The sequence below is a fragment of the Paracraurococcus lichenis genome, from assembly GCF_030657435.1.
Classification (GTDB): Bacteria; Pseudomonadota; Alphaproteobacteria; order Acetobacterales; family Acetobacteraceae; genus Paracraurococcus; species Paracraurococcus lichenis.
Genome location: NZ_JAUTWS010000041.1, coordinates 38,247 through 55,542, shown reverse-complemented (window position 1 = coordinate 55,542; position 17,296 = coordinate 38,247). Strand labels below are relative to the sequence as shown.

Genomic DNA, 17,296 nt, shown 5'->3' with positions numbered 1-17,296 from the left:
GAAGCCGAGACCCAGGCGCGGCCGCTCGCCCGAGCCCGAGAGGCGCCGCTCCGCCGCGCTATAGGCCCGGACCACGCCCGCCTCGTCCAGCCGGATCACGCCGAAGGGCAGCCGGTCCAGCGCCTCGGGCGGCAGCGCCTCCACGGCCCGGGCCAGGTCCGGCTGGTCGAAGGACGGCAGCGGGAACGCGTTCATGCGGCGGGGCCCCCTCCCCGGGCGGCCCGCGGGCCGATGGCTGGTTGTCCTTTCCTATAGCCTGCCGAGGGTCCCGCCCAGTCGATGAGAGTCCGATGTGTGCGCATCCGCCCCCGGGGTCTCCGGCGTTGGCGCCGGCGCAACCGGGGGACCGCCGCGTGACGGATACCGCAGCCGGCGCGCCGCGCGCCTTCACCGATCCGGGCTGGCGCCGGCGCGTCATCCTCGCCGTCTATGGCTACCAGGGGTTGGTCGCGGGCTTCGGCCTGACCGCCCTGCCGAACCACCTCGCCGCGCTCGGCGCCGCGCCGGGCGCCATCGGCGGCCTCGCCGCCATGATCGGCCTGCCCTGGGCGCTGCAGCCGCTCTGGGGCCCGGTGGTGGACGGCCATGGCGGCTTCCGCATGGGCCGGCGGCGCGCCTGGGTGGTGGCGGGGATGGCGGGCGCGCTGCTCTGCCTCGCCCTGCTGCCGCTCGCCGGCGACGGCCCGGCGGCGATCCCCCGGCTCGGCCCGATCCTGATGGCGCATGCCGTCTTCGCCGCGCTGCTCGACACGGCGCTGGACGGCATGATCATCGACCGCACGCCGCGCGCGCGGCTGGGCCAGGCGACGGCGCTGACGCGCATGGGCTTCGTCGGCGGCACGGCGCTGGGCGCGGCGAGCTTCGCCTGGGCGATCCCGGCGCTCGGCCTGCCGCGCGCGGCGCTGCTCCTGCTGCTGCTCGGCGCGGTGCTCGCCACGCTGCCCTTCTCGGTGCGGGAGGCGCCGGGGGATGCGCTGCTCTCGCTCCGTCGCCGCCCGGAGGCCGCGGCGGCCGCGCGCCTGCCGCTCGGGCGGATGCTGCGGCGGCTGCTCTTCGTCATGCGCCGGCGCGAAGCGCTTGCCTTGGTTGCGCTCTGCATCGCGCTGGAATTCGCCACCGCCGTCTTCGGCGTGCGCCTGGCCATCGAGATGATCCAGGCCGGCGGCTGGGATCCGGCCGCGCTGTCGCGGCTGCAGGGCGGGATCGCGGTGCTCGGCGGCACGCTCGGCGCACTCGTCATCGGCTGGTGGTCGGACCGCGCGGGTCCCTATCGCGTGCTGTTGCGGCTGCTCGGGCTCTGCGCCGCGGCCTATGCGGGCAGCGCCTGGCTGCTGGTCGGGCCGCCCTCCGGCCTGCCTTCTTCCATCGCCCTGGCGCTGACCAGCATCGTGCCGGCGCTCGTCTTCGTCTCCCTCGCGCCCGCCGTCATGCGCAGCAGCCGCGGCGCTGCGGCGGCGACGCGCTTCGCGCTGTTCATGGCCGCGCTCAACCTCGGCAGCGCGCTCGGCGCCGCGTCCTCCGGTCCGGTCGGCGCGCTGCTGCGGCCCTGGCAGACCGTGCTGCTCTCGGCCGCGATCTTCGCTGGCTGCACGCTGGTGGCGCTGCGGCCGGCGCGCCTGTTCCGCGATCCGGAGGCCGGAACCGTGCCGGCCTCGCCCCGGAACGGTTCGGTTTCCGCGCCGGCTGCGGAAACCGTTCTCCGATAGCGCATCCGTTCTGCCGGAAATTCTCCGGTAGTCGTGATGCGCGGCGACACTGGCGCTTTTGCCGCACGGCATGACCTCCCGACCCTGACAATGACGGTGGGAGTGAGATGCCAGCAGCCTCGAAGCGGCGCCGCGTCGGCGTGGCGGTGGTCGGACTCGGCGGTGCGGTGGCGAGCACCGCCGCGGCGGGCGTGGAGATCCTCAAGCGCGGCAGCAACCGCATGGACGGATTGCCGCTTGCCGGCCTCTCGGTTCCCGGCCTCGCCGGCTATGACGATCTGGTCTTCGGCGGCTGGGACCTGAACGGCCAGAGCCTCGCGGAGGCCGCGGCCGAGCACCGCGTGCTGAACGACAACCAGCTCGAGGAGACCGGGCCGGCGCTGTCGCAGATCCGCCCCTGGCCCGCGGTCGCCAGCAGCGCCTTCTGCCGCAGGATCGAGGGCGCGAATGCGCGCGAGGCGAAGGGCCATCGCGCCGCGATCGACGCCATCGTCGACGACCTGCGGCGCTTCAAGGCGGCGAACGACGTGGACGATGTCGTCGTGATCAACCTCGCCTCCACCGAGCGCACGCCGGCCGACAGCCCCGCGCTGCGCACGCCGGAAGCCTTCGCCCGCGCACTTGACACGGACGACGCAAGCATTGGCCCCGCCATGCTCTACGCCGCCGCGGCGATCGAGGCGGGCGTGCCCTACGGCAACTTCACGCCCTCCGTCGCCGCCGATGCGCCGGCGCTGATGGAGATGGCGCGCCGCCGCGGCGTGCCGGTGGCGGGCAAGGACGGCAAGACCGGCCAGACCCTGATGAAGACCGTCCTCGCCCCGGCGCTGCGGGCGCGGGCACTGCACGTGGATGGCTGGTTCTCCACCAATATCCTCGGCAACCGCGACGGCCAGGCGCTGGAGGATCCGGACAGCCTGAAGTCGAAGCTCGGCACCAAGGGCAGCGTGCTCGACAGCATCCTCGGCTACCGCGTCGAGGACCACATCGTCGACATCCGCTACTACCGGCCGCGCGGCGATGACAAGGAAGCCTGGGACAACATCGACGTCTCCGGCTTCCTCGGTCACCGCATGCAGATCAAGGTCAACTTCCTCTGCAAGGACAGCGTGCTGGCCGCGCCGCTGGTGCTTGAGATCGCGCGCGTGCTCGACCTCGCGCATCAGCGCGGGGAAGGCGGGCCGCAGGAGCAGCTCAGCCTGTTCTTCAAGGCGCCGATGACGGCGAACGGCCATGCGCCGGAGCATGCCTTCCACCTGCAGGAGCGCATGCTGCACGACTGGCTTGGCATCCCCGCGCCGGCCGCCGCCGCGGAATGAGCGCAGCCGGGGAGGGCCGTCGCGCGCCGCCGGCGCTGCTGCCGCTGTGCCGCGCGCTCGGCGACCTCAAGCGCATCCGCTCCGCGGGGCGCGCGGGCTCGATCGCCGAGCGGCTCTTCGCCGGCGCCTGGGCCGGCGTCGCGGCCGGCGAGGCGATGGAGGCCGTCGCGCGCCGGACGGTGCGGGAGGCGCTGATCGCCACGCGCCTCGGCGACCTCGATGCCGGCGTGCTGGAGGTGGCAGGCATCCCGGCGAAGGAGGTCGGCCGCATCCGCGGCGCGGCCTTCGAGGAGGCCTGCGCGCCGCTCGACATGGCCTGCTGCGCCTGGCTGGGCAGCGGCGGCGAGGCGCCCGTGGCCGGCGCGCCGCCCGGCTTCGTCGCCCGTCTCGCCGCGCAGCCGCGCGCCGGCGCGACGGCGCCGGGCCGTGGCCGGCTGGTGCTGGAGCCGCCGGAGAGCCATGCCGAGCATTGCCTGCTGGTCGCGGTGACCGGCGCGCTGCTGGCCCCCTGCTGGGAGGCGCGGCCGGAGACCGTCTTCCTCGCCGGCCTCGCGCACCACCTGCACAATGCGCTACTGCCGGATTCCGGCTTCGCCGGAGAGGTGCTGCTGGGCGAGTGGCTCGGCCCCGCCTTCGCCCGCGCCACCGCGCTGGCGCTGCAGGAACTCTCCACCATCCCGCGCGACCGCGTCTCTGCCGCGCTGCGCGTCATCCCCGACGCGAACACGCCCGAGGGCCGCGCCTTCCACGCCGCCGACACACTCGACCGCGTGCTGCAGGTGGAGCACCACCTGCGCGCCGCGAGCACGCGGATGGACTACGTGCTGCGGGAGATGGAGCTGGTGCATGCCGGCCCGGTGAAGGAATTCCAGGACGCCGTGCTGGCGCGCATGGGCCTGCTGCCGGATGCCGCACCGGCCTGGCCGCTGGAAGCGCGCGGGGGCCTGCCGGCGTGACGCCGGACTCGCCGCATTCGCTGCGCGACGCCGCGGGCCGCCGCTGGCCCGCGCCGGACGGCATCCCCTTCCTCCGCGCGGGCCGGGAGGCGCTGGCCGCCGAGGCCCTCGCCCGCCTCGATGCCGGCGACCGGGAGGGCGCGCTGGTGCTGCTGCTGGCCGACCAGGACGACTGGTGGCGCGGCCCGACCGCCGGGCCGGAGGCGCTGCGCGAGCTGGTGCGGCAGCAGGCGCGGCTGAGCCTGCGGGAGGCCATGACGCTGCTCGCCTGGGGTCCCGTCGCCGACTACTTCGCGCATCGCTGGTCGGACCCGACCTTCCTCGCCGGCCTCGCCCTGGTGGAGGCGCACTGGACCGCGCCGCGGCGCGCCTTCGAACTGGCCTGCGGCATCGGCCACCATCTGCGCGAACTCGCGCGGCGCGGCGTCGCGGTGACGGGCACGGACGTAGTCTTTGCCAAGCTCTGGGTCGCGCGGCACTGGGTCTGCCCGGAGGCGAGCCTGCTCTGCCTCGATGCGGCGCAGGACTGGCCGGCGCTCGGCCGCTTCGACCTCGTCGCCTGCCACGACGCCTTCTACTTCCTCGAGCCCAAGGCTCCGATCCTCGAAAAGCTGCGCGGGCTCGGCGGGCTGCTCGCCATCGGCCACGTCCACAACCGGGACTGGGCGAATTTCTCGGCCGGCGCTGCGGTGACCGCGGATGCGATGGCGGCGCTGCTGCCCGATGCCGTGCTCTACGACGATGCCGAACTGACGCGCGCCCTGGCCGAATCACGCGCCCCGCGACCGGCGCCGGCGGAGGTGCTGCGCGGCGCCGAGGCCTTCGCCGCCGTCGCCGGCCCGGGCCTCGCGCCCGCCATGCCCGTCGCCGGGCTGCTCGCCCTGCCGCCCGCGGGCGCGCCGCTGCGCCGCAATCCGCTCTATGGCGAAGATGGCCACATCGCCTGGCCCTCCGAGCGCTATGGCCGCGAATACGGCGCGCGCGCCACCTATCCGCCGCGCGCGGCGGCGCCGGCGCGCGCGGTGCTGGAAGCGGCGACGGTGGAGGCCGCGCGGCGGCGCGAACTGCTCGACCTGCCGGAGCGCTGGTGATGCTGGACGCCGTCGGCACCGCATCGCTCGGCTGGGGCGTCATCGGCTATGGCTGGGTGGCGCGGGACTATGCCGTGCCCGGGCTGCTGGCCGCCGGCGGGCGGCTGGTCTCGGTCGCCGATCCGGATGCCGGCGCGCGCCGCCACGCCGCGGGCCTCGGCGCGCGCGCCGCAGCCGACCTGCGCGCGCTGCTGGACGATCCGGAGGTGCAGGCGGTCTATGTCGCGACGCCCAACCACCTGCACCGCGCGGCGGTGGAGGCGGCGGCGGCGTCCGGCAAGCCCGTGCTCTGCGAGAAGCCGATGGCCGCGAGCCTGGCGGAGGCCGAAGCGATGGCGGCGGCGGTGCGCCGCGCCGGCATTCCCTACGGCACCGCCTTCGACCAGCGCCACCATCCCGCGCATGTGGCGATGCGCGATGCCATCGCCGCCGGCGCCATCGGCACGGTGACGGCGGTGCGCATCGCCTATGCCTGCTGGGTCGATGCCGGCTGGGCGGCGGACAACTGGCGGGCCGATCCGGCGCGGGCGGGCGGCGGCGCGCTGATGGACCTGGCGCCGCATGGCATCGACCTGGTCGACCACCTGCTGGGCGAGCCGGTGGTCGAGATCGCGGCCCTGACCCAGCACCGCGTGCAGCGCTACGCCGTGGATGACGGCGCGCTGCTGATCGGCCACACCGCCTCCGGCGTGCTGGTGCAGATGCATGTCGCCTACAACTGCCCCGAGGGCCTGCCGCGCCGGCGGCTGGAGGTGCTGGGCACGACAGGGCAATTGCTGGCAGAGCGGACCATGGGCCAGAGCGCCGGTGGCTGCGTGACGCGCATCGACGGCCGCTTGGGCCTGTCCGCGCCGCTGCCGGTGCCGGAGGCAGGCGCCTCCCCCTTCGCGCGGCAGATGGCCGCCTTCGCCCGCTGGCTCCGCGGCGAGGAGCACCCGCGGCTGTTCTGCCTGGAGCGCGACATCCACACCATGCGGCTCCTTGCCCGGGCCTATGGGGAGGCATCATGCCGCTGACACCCTGGTCCTGCGCCAATTGCGGCCATTGGCAGCGTTACTTCGCCGCGCCGCCGGACTGCCCGGTCTGCACGGACACGCGCAATGACCTGCCCGAGGATGGCTGGCGCTTCCTGCCGCCCGCCGAGGTGCGCGCCTCCATCCGCGAGGGGCGCTGGCGGAGGCTGGACCGCGACATGGTCGCCTTCTCCATCGTGCCGGGCTACGGCCTCAACGGCACGGGCTGGCTGCTGCTGCACCCCGAGGGGAACATCGCCTTCGAGGCCGCGCCCTTCTACACCGATGCGATGCTGGCGGAGATCGACCGCCTCGGCGGCATCCGCTTTCTCGCCGCGTCGCATGTGCATGGCTACGGCGCGCTGTGGCAGTTGCAGGACGTGTTCAAGCCCGAGGTGCTGGCGATCCAGAAGGAGGACCTGCGCCTCACCAAGGCCTTCCGCGTCACCTGGCCCTATGACGAGGCACTGGAGCTGCGCCCGGGCCTGACGCTGTACCATGTCGGCGGCCATTACGAGGGCCAGGCCGTGCTGCACGATGCCAACCGCCGCATCCTCTTCTGCGGCGATGCCTTCAAGGTGGACCAGGACGCCGAGGGCAACAGCCTGGCCGTCTCGACGCACAAGGCCTTCCACAAGTCGATCCCGCTGACGCCGGCCGAGATCCGCCGTTACCGCGCGGTGATCGAGCCGCTCGACTTCGACACGGTCTGCACGCCCTTCGAGCGCGCCCCCGGCGTCACGCGCGACATCGCGCTCGCCGTGCTGGACGACCAGCTCCGCGGCCCGCCCGGCGTGCGGCACATCCCCATCGACGAACTGCGCAGGAGAGCGACGCGATGACCGACCTGCACGAGGTCGCCAAGGCCTTCCGCGAATCGATGCCGCGGACCGGCCATGTCTCGATCTTCCGCATCGACCAGCTCGACCGCACCGGCATCCCCGTGGTGCAGGCCAACCTGATCCTGCCCGACGAGCCCGCGACCATCGGCTATGGCTACGGCTTCCAGCCGATCGAGGCCGAGGTCGGCGCGCTCGGCGAGCTCTGCGAGGAGGTGCATGTCCATGCCTGGGTGAAGCAGGCGGAGCGCATCCTCGGCTCCCGTGCCGAGCTGGTGCGGCGGCATGGCGAGCGCGGCGTCGTCGATCCGCTGACCCTCTGCCTGCCGGCCGGCAGCGCCTATTCGCCCGAGATGCCGCTGACCTGGGTATGGGGGCAGCGCCTCTCGGGCGAGCCGGTGCTGGTCCCGCGCGAATGGGTCGCCGCCTATCCCTATCAGCTCGGCGAGGAGAAGCCGCGGCTGATCACGCCCATCACCAACGGCCTCGGCGCCGGCTTCGACCTGCCGCATGCCATCGCGCACGGGCTGATGGAGGCGCTGCAGCGCGACGGCAATGTCGTGACCTACCGCGCCCTCGACCAGGGCGTGGTGGTCGAGCCCGACGCGGTGGAGGAGGAGGATGTCGCGGCGCTGCTCGAGCATCTCGGCCGGCTCGGCATCGGGGTGCGCATCAAGCTGGCCTGCACCGATTTCGGCATTCCCAACCTCTATGTCGTGGGCGACGACCAGGGCGAGCCGACGGCGCCGGTGCAGGTGACGAGCTGCGGCGAGGCGGCGCATCCCGACCGCGCGCGGTCCCTGCGCAAGGCGCTGCTGGAGTTCTGCGGCTCGCGCGCCCGCAAGGCGGCGACGCATGGGCCGATCGAGACCGTCTCCGCCGCCATGCCGCGCGACTATGTCGAGCGGCAGATGAAGGTGGCGATGCTGGAGGAGGAGGAGAACCGCGCGCTGGAGGCCATGGCGGAATGGGTCGGCCAGGATGCGGCCGAGCTGCGCCGGCGCCTCGGCGGCAGCGTCTTCGCCGAACGGCGGCGGGTGAGGCTCTCGGACCTGCCGACCGTGCCCGCCGCGGGCATCGCCGATAGCGGCGCCCGGCTGGACCTGCTGGTGCAGCGCCTCGCGGCCGAGACGCTCGAGCCGATCGTCGTCGACTGCTCGCCCGCCCGCGGCCCGGTGAAGGTGGTGAAGACCATTGTCCCGGGGCTCGAGAGCGAGACGATGAGCTACCACCGCATCGGCTGGCGCGGCGTCCGGCGCCTGCGGGCGCGGCAGGATCCGCTGATCCTCGACGCGCCGCGCGACGGCGCGCGCCGCGTGCGCCTCCGGCCCGAGGATGAGGCGCGCGCCGGCGGCCCGGCCTGGTTCGATGCGGCCGAGGCCGACCGGATCGTCGGCTCGCTCTATCCGCTCTACCGGGAGAGCGGGCCCTTCTCGGCGCAGCTCCATCGCCAGCGGCGCGCGGCATGAGCGAGGCCGTCGAACCCGCGCCGGAGCTCGGCGCCACGGATCCGGCGCCGCAGCCGACCGGCGGGTTGCGCTTCGCTTACAACACCAATGGTGCGGCCAACCACCGGCTGTCGGACGCGGTCGCGCTGATCGGCATCGCCGGTTATGACGGCATCGCGCTGACGCTGGATCACCATCACCTCGATCCACTGGAGGATGGCTGGGTGCAGCGGACGGAGGCGCTGGCGCGCGATCTGCACGCCCGCAACCTCGGCTGCGTCATCGAGACCGGGGCACGCTTCCTGCTCGACCCCCGGCGCAAGCACGAGCCGACGCTGCTGACGCCGAACCCGGAGGGCCGCGCCCGCCGCGTCGCCTTCCTGCAGCGCGCCATCGATATTGGCCGGATCCTGGGCGCCGAGGCGGTCTCCTTCTGGGCCGGCGTGCCGCTGCCGGGCGTCGACCGCGGCGAGGCCGGGCAATGGCTGCTGGAGGGCGTCGCGCAGGTGCTGGACTACGCGGCGAAGCACGGCGTGACGGCGGCGCTCGAGCCGGAGCCGGGCATGCTGGTGGAGACGCTGGACGACTGGGCGCTGCTGCAGCAGCAGCTTCCCGCGCTGAAGCTCGCCCTCGACCTTGGCCACTGCCTGGTGACGCAGGAGCGCGAGCCGCCCGAGGCGGTGCGGGAATTCGCACCGCATATCGGCACCGTCGCCATCGAGGACATGCGCCGCGGCGACCACACCCACCTGCCCTTCGGCGAGGGCGACATGGACATCGGTGGCTGCCTCGATGAGCTGGAGGCCATCGGATTCACGCGCCTGGTCTGCGTGGAGCTGTCGCGGGAGAGCCACCGCGCCGACAGGATGATCCCGCAGTCGCTGGACTGGCTGCTGCGGTGCCGGGAGGAACGCAAACAATGAGAATTCTCTTCTGCTCCCGCCGCTTCTTCCCCGCCATCAGCGGGATGAGCGTCTATGCCGTGAACCTGCTGCGCCAGCTCGTCGCGGCGGGCCATGACGTCACCATGGTCAGCCAGTACCGCGGCGACCCCACGGGCACGCGCGTCTATGGCGGCGGCCCGCCGCCGCCCGTGCCCGGCGTGACCGTCATCGGCCGGCAGTCGCTCGGCGAGGAGGCCTTTGCCGAGCCGGGCGGCGCGGATTTCGAGCGCGATGTGCAGGACATGGTGGACACCATCCTGGTCGAGCACCGCAAGCAGCCCTTCGATCTGCTGCACGCGCAATACGGCTACCCCAATGGCTGGGCGGTGCTGCTGGCGGCGCGGCAGATCGGCATCCCGACCGTCGTCTCCATTCAGGGCGGCGACGGCCACTGGGTCGGCTCCTGCTGCGAGACGCATCGCCTCGGCATGCTGAACGTGCTGAACAACGCCAATGCGCTGCTGATCGGCTGCGAGAGCTTCGCCCACGAGGTGGTCGAACGGCTGCAGGTGCCGCGGCAGATCTTCACCATCGTGCCCGGCGCGGTCGATACCTCCCGCTTCCATCCCGCGCCCGGGCATGTCCCGGGCCAGGCGGCGGATCCGGTGCGGCTGCTCTACCATGGCCGCGTCGACCGGCGGAAAGGCTCGCTCGACTTCATGCAGGCACTGCGCATCCTGCAGGACCAGGGTGTGCCCTTCGCCGCCACAGTCTCCGGCATCGGCCCGGACCATGATTCGACCCAGGCGCTGGCGCAGGAGCTCGGCGTGCCGGTCCGCTTCAGCGGCTATGCCGATTACGACGCCGCGCCGCCGCTCTACCGGGAGGCCGACGTCTTCGTCAGCCCGACCTATGCCGAGGGCTTCAGCAACACCATCCTGGAAGCCATGGCGAGCGGCCTGCCCTCCGTCGCCTGCTACGCCGTCGGCGTCGTCGATTGCCTGCGGAACGAGGAGAACGGCCTGCTGGTGCAGCCCGGCGACATCCCGGCGCAGGCGCAGGCGCTCCGCCGCATCATCGAGGATGCGCCGCTCCGCCGCCGCCTCGCCGCGACGGCGCTGGAGGAATGCCGCCGCACCTATTCCTGGGAAGCCGTGGGCCGGCAGATCATGCAGGTTTACGAGGCGGTGCGCGGGCAGGCGCCGAGGACCGGCTTCGACCCCGTGCTGCCGCGCGACGCCGCCTGCCGCTTCCGCGCCCAGCCGCATCTGCTGTGATGGCGCATGCCCTCGCCCTCTCGCCGCATCTCGACGACGCCGCCTTCTCCTGTGGCGGCACGCTGGCGCGGCTGGCGGCGGGGGGCTGGACGGTGACGCTCTGCACCGCCTTCACGCGCAGCGTGCCGGACCCGACCGGCTTCGCCCTGGCCTGCCAGCTCGACAAGGGCCTCGGCGCGGAGGTGGACTACATGGCGCTGCGCCGGGCGGAGGACGCGGCGGCCTGCGCCGCGCTCGGCGCCCGCCCGCTCTGGCTCGACCTGCCGGAGGCGCCGCATCGCGGCTACCGGGATGCGCGCGCACTCTTCGCCGCGCCGCTGGCGGCGGACCATGTCGCGGCACCGCTCGCCGCGGCGCTGGCGCCGCTGCTCGACCCCGCGCCGGACCTGCTGCTGGCGCCGCAGGCGATCGGCGGGCATGTCGACCATGTGCTGCTGGTCCGGGCGCTGCGCGCCGTGCTGCCGCCGGGCTTGCCGGTGCTGTGGTGGACGGATTTCCCCTATAGCCTGAAACCGCAGAGCCACCCCGCCCGGCCCTTCGAGGCCGCCATGGCATCCCTGCCCGAACGCGCGATCGAGGGCGACGCCACCGCGCGACTCGCCGCCTGCGCCGCCTATCGCAGCCAGCTCGGCTTCCAGTTCGGCGGGACGGCGGGCCTCGCGGAAGCCCTCGCGGCCGCCGGCCCGCTGGAGCAGTTCCGCGCCGAGGGCGAGGCCGCGGCATGACGGCGCCGCTCGCCGATCCCGCCGTGCTGGCCGCGCGCCGCGCCGCGCTGGCGGCACCGCACATGGCGCCCCTCGCCCGCTTCGCCGCGGCGCTGCGCTGCACGACCGGCCTCGCCGTCCCGGATGCCGATCCGGCGGATGGCGGCATCGGCGCGCGGCTGCTCCTGCTGCTCGAGACGCCGGGACCCTCCATGCCCACGACCGGCCTCGTCTCCCGCGACAACCCGACGCCGACGGGCGCCAATCTCCGCCGCTTCCTCGCCGCCATCCCGCGGGCGGAGGTGCTGATCTGGAACGCCGTGCCCTTCCTCATCCACGCCCCCGGCGCCCGCAACCGCGCGCCGGATGCGGCGGAGCGCGAGGCGGGCCTCGCCCTGCTGCCGCCGCTGCTGGAATTGCTGCCGCATCTGGCCGTCGCGGTGCTGGCCGGGCGCTTCGCGGCGCGGGCCGCGCCGGCGCTGCAGGCCGCGCGCCCGGGCCTGCCGGTGCTGCGCATGCCGCATCCGAGCCCGACCTATACCTGCACCAGCCCCGCCGTGCCGGCGCTCATCGCCTCGGTGCTGGCCGAGGCCGCCGCGCTGCTCCCGCCCTGCCGGGACGCCGCCGCCTGAGCCCAGAGCCGATGGAGCGCCTCGGTCCGCGCCGCGCCGCCATGCTGGCGCTCACCGCCGGCCTGACGCTCGGCCTGCTGGCCCTGGCCTGGCCGGTGCTGGCGGGCGGCGGCTGGACGGTGTGGGAGGCGCTGATCCTGCTCTGCCTCGCGGTGAACGCGCCCTGGCTCGGCCTCGCCGCCGCGACGGGCCTCGCCGGCCTCGCCATCCGGCTGCTGGCGCGCGACCCGGACGCGATGGTGCTGCCGGCGCTGCGGGCGGCGGAGGGGCCGGTCGCGGGCCGCACGCTGCTCGCCTGCTGCGTGCGGCTGGAGGACATGGGCGCCGTGCTGCCGCCGCTGGCCCGGCTGCTGCGCGACCTGCAAGCCGAACACGGCGATGCCTTCGTCCTCGGCATCCTCTCCGACACGCCGGCCGGGCCGGACGCGGCGGCCGAGGCGGCGGCCGTCGCCGCCCTCGCCGCGCGCTTCCCGCCGGGCGCGGTGCGCTACCGGCGGCGGGCGGCGAATACCGGCTTCAAGGCCGGCAACCTGATGGACTTCCTCGACCGTCACGCCGCGGGCTTCGACTTCGCCCTGGTGCTGGACGCGGATTCGGAAATGACGGCGGCGGCCGTGCTGCGCCTGGTGCGGGTGATGCAGGCGGATCCGGGCCTCGCCATCCTGCAGGCCAATACCGCACCGACCGGGGCGGAGACGGCCTGTGCGCGGCTGCTCGGCCTGCGCATCCGGCATGGCGGGCGCATCTGGTCCACCGGGCAGGCCTGGTGGCAGGGGCCGGCAGGTCCCTATTGGGGCCACAACGCCCTGCTGCGCATTGCCGCCTTCCGCCGCGACGCGCGCCTGCCGCTGCTGCCGGGCGGCGCGCATATCCTCAGCCACGACCATGCCGAGGCAGCCATGCTGCACGCCGCGGGCTGGGGCGTGCGCGTGTTGCCGGACGACGCCGGCAGCCATGAGCGGCACCCGCCCGACCTGCAGGCGCTCTTCGGCCGCGACCTGCGCTGGGCGGCGGGCAACATGCAGTACCTGCGGCTGCTGCGGCGGCCAGAATTCGGCCGGCTCGGGCGGTTCCAGATGCTGCTTGCCGTGCTGCACTACGCGCTGGCGCCGCCCTGGCTGGCGCTGCTGCCGCTCGCGGCGCTGAACGTGGCGACCGGCGGCGGCGAGGGGACGCCGCGCGACCTGCTGCTGGCGCTGCTGCTCGCGGGCTTCGCCGCGGCGAACCTGCCGGCGCTGGCGGGATACGCGGAGGCGCTGCTGCGCCCCGGCCTCGGCACGCGCGGCCTCGGGCAGGCGCTGCTCTTCGGCCTGCTGCTCGACGTGCTGGAGGCGCTGGAGCGCACGGCGACGCTCGCGGTGCTCGGGCTCCGCCGCCTCGGCGGCTGGGCGCCGCAGCGGCGCGAGGCGCGGGCGATCGGCTGGGCGGAGGCGGCGCGGCGCTTCGGGCCGCAGACGCTTGCCGGGCTTGCCCTGGCCGCGGCCTTCGCCTCGGGCGGGGCCTTCCCGCTGCTCGCGGCGCTGCCGGCGCTGGCCGGGCTGCTGCTCGCCGTGCCGCTCGCGGTGCTGACCGCGCGGCCGGAGGCACCCCGCCGGCGCCATCCCGCCGCGCTGCGCCCGGCCCGGCCGCCGGCGGAATAGGCGCTTGCCCGCGCGGCGGGTCATCGCGGAGCATGGCGGGCATTCCAGGCCGCCAGGGAGTTCAGCGATGCGCCGCCTCCTGCCACGGATCTACAAGCACGAGGTGCTCAACCTGCTGCTCCCCCTGTTCCTGGTGCCGGCGACGCTGAGAGAGCCGATGCGCATCCCCGGCCTTGGGCCGGCGCCGCTGCTGAACTGGGCGGTGGCGGGCTGCTATCTCGTCGCCGTGACGTGCCAGTTCCTCGAATGGCGGCAGCGGCAGGATCCCGGCTACTGGCGGCGGCTGAACCGGTCGCCGCGGCGGCCCTTCCCGCTGGACCGGGAGGGCCGGCCGATCGACGACCGCTAGAGCAGATCAGCGCAGAGCGGGAACGCTCGGAGGCGAGACTCTGCGCTGCAGATCAAGAGCCTGGAGCATCCTCACGCTGCACGGTCAGCGTGAGGATGCTCCAGGCGGGGCGGCTACCGCGCCCCGACGGTTGCCCCGCGCGGCGCCCGGCGGCGCAGCGAGGCCGGCTTGCCGAAGAGGTCGATCATCGCCGGGAAGACCACCAGGATGAAGGCCGGCAACAGCGTCGTGCCGCCCACCACCACCACGGCCAGCGGCTTCTGCAAGTCGCTGCCGATGCCGGTGGCGACGGCGGCCGGCAGCAGCCCCACCATGGCGGCGAGGCAGGTCATCATGACGGGCCGCATCCGGTCCACCCCCGCCTGGTCCAGCGCCTGCCGCCAGGGCATGCCGGCATCCCGCAGCCCATGGAAGTGGGAGAGCAGGATGATGCCCTCCATGACCGTGATGCCGAAGAGCGCGAGGAAGCCGATGGCGGCGGGGACCGAGAAGTGCAGCTCCATCGCGTCCAGCGCCGCGACGCCGCCGATGCAGGAGAGCGGCAGCAGCGCGAAGATCAGCAGCGTGTCCCGCAGCGAGCTGAACTGCACGTAGAGCAGCACGCCGATGAGCGCGAGGGCGATGGGCACCACGATCTTCAGCCGGGCGATGGCGTCCTGCAGGTTGCGGAACTCGCCCACCCATTCCAGCTTGTAGCCGGGCGGCAGCGTCACGTTCTGCTCGACCCGCGCCATCGCCTCCTCCACCGCGCTCTGCGGGTCGCGGCCGCGGACGCTGAACTTCACCGGCACGTAGCGGCTCGCATCCTCGCGGTAGATGTAGCTCGCGCCGGTGACCAGGCGGATGCTCGCCACGTCGCCGAGCGTCGCGCCGGATTGCTGGCTGACGGGGATGCGCCGGATGGCGTCCAGCCCGATGCGGTAGGGCGCATCCAGCCGCACGATGATCGGGAAGTTGCGGTCGCCGCCCTCCTCATAGAGCCGCGCCGCCTCCTGCCCGCCGATCGCCGCCTGGATCACCTGGTTGATGTCCGAGACGGCGAGGCCGTAGCGCGCCGCCCTGGCGCGGTCGATGCGGATGGAGACGGTGGGCTGGCCGAGGGTGCGGAAGGCCGCGAGGTCGGCGATGCCCTCCACCTTCTCCATCTGCTGGCGGATCTGCTCGGCGACCCGGGCGAGCACGTCGAGCTCCGGCCCGATCACCTTCAGCGCATTGGCGCCCTTCACGCCGGAGGAGGCCTCCTGCACGTTGTCGGAGATGTACTGTGAGAAGTTGAAGTCGACCCCGATGAACTCCTGGTTCAGCCGGGCCTGGATCTTGCCGATCAGCTCGTCCTTGGTCTTCGCGGTCGTCCACTCGTCCATCGGCTTGAGCGGGACGAAGAACTCGGCGTTGAAAAAGCCGGCGCTGTCGGTGCCGTCATCCGGCCGGCCCTGCTGCGAGGTGATGGTGATGACCTCGGGGAATTCCTGCAGCACCAGCCGCATGCGGTTGACGTAGCGGTTGCCCTCGTCGAGCGAGATGGTCGCCGGCATGGTGGCCCGCATCCAGATGCTGCCCTCCTCGAGGGTCGGCAGGAACTCGCCGCCCATGCGGGTGAACTGGAAGACCGCGCCCGAGAGCAGCAGGCCGGAGACCAGGATGGTGGCGAAGCGCCGCCGCATGGCCAGGTGGTGCAGGTAGAGATGCGCCCGGCCCATCCAGCGGACGATGGGCATCACCTTCTCCGTCGTCTCGTCGCGGAACAGGGCGCCGGCGAGCGCCGGGGCGACGGTGAAGGTGGCAAACAGCGCGCCGCCGATGGCATAGGCATAGGTCTTGGCCATGGGGCCGAAGATCCGCCCCTCGATCCCCCCCATGGTGAAGAGCGGGATGAAGGCCGCGACGATGATCAGCGCCGAGAAGAAGATCGCCGTGCTGACCTCGCCCGCCGCGCGGTGGACGATCAGCGGCACGCCCGAGAGGCCGCGCGAGGCGGTGGGATGGACGATCCGGTGGCCATGCGCCGCATGCGTCAGGTGCAGGTGGCGGTAGACATTCTCCACCATGATGACCGTGGCATCGACCAGCAGCCCGAAGTCGAGGCTGCCGAGGGAGAGCAGGTTGGCGCTCTCGCCCCGCAGCAGCATGACGATGACGGCGGTGAAGAAGGCGAAGGGGATGGTGGCGCCGACCACGATGGCGCCGCGCAGGTCGCCGAGGAAGAGCCACTGGATGAAGACGACCAGGGCGATGCCCATGATGATGTTCTTCACCACGTGGTGGGTCGTCACCTCCACCAGGTCCTTGCGGTCGTAGATCGGCACGATCTTGACGCCGGGCGGCAGGACGCCGCCGGCATTGACCGCCTGCACCTCCTGCTCGACGGCGCGGATGGTGGGCAGGGTCTGCTCGCCGCGGCGCATGAGCACGACGCCCATGACGACGTCGTCATCCGCCTCCTGCCCGGCGATGCCGAGGCGCGGCAGGTTCCCGACCTCCACCCTGGCGACGTCCGAGACCAGGATGGGCATGTTGTTGTTGGCGCCGATGACGGTGTTGCGGACGTCGTCCATCGAGCGGATCAGGCCGACGCCCTGCACGACGGCCGATTGCGGGCCGACATCGACGATGCCGGCGCCGGTCGTCGCATCCCCGTTGCCGATGGCCTCCACCACCTGCGGCAGCGACAGGCCATAGGCCGTCAGCTTCGGCAGGTCGATGACGACGTTGTAGGACTTGGTCGGGCCGCCATAGGCAGTGACATCGATGACCCCGGGGACGCGCTTGAAGCGGCGCTGCAGCACCCAGTCCTGCAGCACCCGCAGGTCGGTCAGGGAGAAGCCGGGCGGGCCGACGATGCGGTAACGCAGGATCTCGCCGATCGGCGACCAGGGGCTGATCTGCGGCTGCACCCCGTTCGGCAACTGGATCTGGCCCAGGCGGTTCAGCACCTGCTGCAGCGACTGCTCGTAGTTGTAGGCGAAGGTGAACTGCGCCGAGACGACCGAGAGGCCGAAGAGGCTGGTCGAGCGCACCTTGGCGAGGTTCGGCATGCCGGACAGCCCGACCTCGATCGGGATGGTGATGTAGCGCTCGATCTCCTCGGCGCTCTGCCCCGGATTCTGGGTGATGACGACGACGGTCGGCGGCACCGGGTCCGGATAGGCCTCGATGTTGAGCTGCCGGAAGCCGGCGAAGCCCATGCCGAGGAAGGCGACGAACAGGAGGATGACCAGCGCCCGTTTCTGCAGGGCGAAGGCGACGAGCGAGCGCATGCGGTATCCTGACGAGGGAGCCGGCCGGAGCCATGCCGGGATCGCGGGCAGGCGAGTCCCGGTTGTCCGGTATCGCATGGGGCGGCTTGCCGCCGGCGATGGCTGCGGCTTACGGCTTCGCCATTTCGCGATGGCTGGGGGTTACGCGCCCGCCATGCCGCGGCGCGCCCGATCCCTCTGC

The 17,296-nt window shown here is 73.3% G+C and carries 15 protein-coding genes; 13 read left to right on the top strand and 2 right to left on the bottom strand.

The window, feature by feature from the left end; translation table 11 throughout:
* A partial coding sequence (locus Q7A36_RS27850; RefSeq protein WP_370655714.1) for a hypothetical protein occupies positions 1-195 on the bottom strand: 195 nt, incomplete at its 3' end.
* Between the two features lie 158 nt (positions 196-353).
* Between Q7A36_RS27850 and Q7A36_RS27845 the strand changes: the two genes are divergently transcribed.
* The 13 genes from Q7A36_RS27845 to Q7A36_RS27785 all read left to right on the top strand — a co-directional run bounded on the left by Q7A36_RS27845 (position 354) and on the right by Q7A36_RS27785 (position 13,858).
* Positions 354-1,706 carry an MFS transporter gene (locus tag Q7A36_RS27845; RefSeq protein ID WP_305107043.1) on the top strand — a complete coding sequence of 451 codons (1,353 nt, stop codon included), beginning with the start codon at positions 354-356 and terminating at the stop codon, positions 1,704-1,706.
* Between the two features lie 107 nt (positions 1,707-1,813).
* Positions 1,814-3,025 (top strand): inositol-3-phosphate synthase, encoded by a 1,212-nt coding sequence (locus Q7A36_RS27840; RefSeq protein ID WP_305107042.1) that lies wholly within the window; start codon positions 1,814-1,816, stop codon positions 3,023-3,025.
* Positions 3,022-3,981, top strand: a complete 960-nt coding sequence (locus Q7A36_RS27835) for a hypothetical protein (RefSeq protein WP_305107041.1) — start codon at positions 3,022-3,024, stop codon at positions 3,979-3,981. Before Q7A36_RS27840 ends, Q7A36_RS27835 begins: the two co-directional genes overlap by 4 nt.
* Positions 3,978-5,072, top strand: coding sequence for a class I SAM-dependent methyltransferase (locus Q7A36_RS27830; RefSeq protein WP_305107040.1), 1,095 nt, complete (start codon positions 3,978-3,980; stop codon positions 5,070-5,072). The genes Q7A36_RS27835 and Q7A36_RS27830 overlap by 4 nt, the downstream gene beginning before the upstream one ends.
* Positions 5,072-6,088, top strand: a complete 1,017-nt coding sequence (locus Q7A36_RS27825; protein ID WP_305107039.1) for a Gfo/Idh/MocA family protein — start codon at positions 5,072-5,074, stop codon at positions 6,086-6,088. The genes Q7A36_RS27830 and Q7A36_RS27825 overlap by 1 nt, the downstream gene beginning before the upstream one ends.
* Positions 6,079-6,927, top strand: coding sequence for an MBL fold metallo-hydrolase (locus Q7A36_RS27820; protein WP_305107038.1), 849 nt, complete (start codon positions 6,079-6,081; stop codon positions 6,925-6,927). The genes Q7A36_RS27825 and Q7A36_RS27820 overlap by 10 nt, the downstream gene beginning before the upstream one ends.
* A complete protein-coding gene (locus Q7A36_RS27815; RefSeq protein WP_305107037.1) occupies positions 6,924-8,393 on the top strand; it encodes a YcaO-like family protein in 1,470 nt (489 codons plus the stop codon). The genes Q7A36_RS27820 and Q7A36_RS27815 overlap by 4 nt, the downstream gene beginning before the upstream one ends.
* On the top strand, positions 8,390-9,295 hold the full coding sequence (locus tag Q7A36_RS27810; RefSeq protein WP_305107036.1) for a sugar phosphate isomerase/epimerase family protein: 906 nt from the start codon (positions 8,390-8,392) through the stop codon (positions 9,293-9,295). Before Q7A36_RS27815 ends, Q7A36_RS27810 begins: the two co-directional genes overlap by 4 nt.
* Positions 9,292-10,533 (top strand): glycosyltransferase family 4 protein, encoded by a 1,242-nt coding sequence (locus Q7A36_RS27805; protein WP_305107035.1) that lies wholly within the window; start codon positions 9,292-9,294, stop codon positions 10,531-10,533. The genes Q7A36_RS27810 and Q7A36_RS27805 overlap by 4 nt, the downstream gene beginning before the upstream one ends.
* Positions 10,533-11,258 carry a PIG-L deacetylase family protein gene (locus tag Q7A36_RS27800; RefSeq protein ID WP_305107034.1) on the top strand — a complete coding sequence of 242 codons (726 nt, stop codon included), beginning with the start codon at positions 10,533-10,535 and terminating at the stop codon, positions 11,256-11,258. The genes Q7A36_RS27805 and Q7A36_RS27800 overlap by 1 nt, the downstream gene beginning before the upstream one ends.
* Positions 11,255-11,869 (top strand): uracil-DNA glycosylase family protein, encoded by a 615-nt coding sequence (locus tag Q7A36_RS27795; RefSeq protein WP_305107033.1) that lies wholly within the window; start codon positions 11,255-11,257, stop codon positions 11,867-11,869. Before Q7A36_RS27800 ends, Q7A36_RS27795 begins: the two co-directional genes overlap by 4 nt.
* Positions 11,870-11,880: 11 nt before the next feature.
* Complete coding sequence (gene mdoH / locus Q7A36_RS27790; protein ID WP_305107032.1) at positions 11,881-13,509, top strand: glucans biosynthesis glucosyltransferase MdoH; 1,629 nt, start codon at positions 11,881-11,883, stop codon at positions 13,507-13,509.
* A 67-nt stretch (positions 13,510-13,576) separates the two neighbouring features.
* Entirely contained in the window at positions 13,577-13,858 is a 282-nt protein-coding gene (locus Q7A36_RS27785) for a hypothetical protein (protein ID WP_305107031.1), read from the top strand.
* Positions 13,859-13,971: 113 nt separating this feature from the next.
* On the opposite strand, the gene Q7A36_RS27780 is transcribed toward Q7A36_RS27785, so the two are convergent.
* Complete coding sequence (locus Q7A36_RS27780) at positions 13,972-17,115, bottom strand: efflux RND transporter permease subunit (RefSeq protein ID WP_305107030.1); 3,144 nt, start codon at positions 17,113-17,115, stop codon at positions 13,972-13,974.
* Positions 17,116-17,296: the final 181 nt, after the last annotated feature.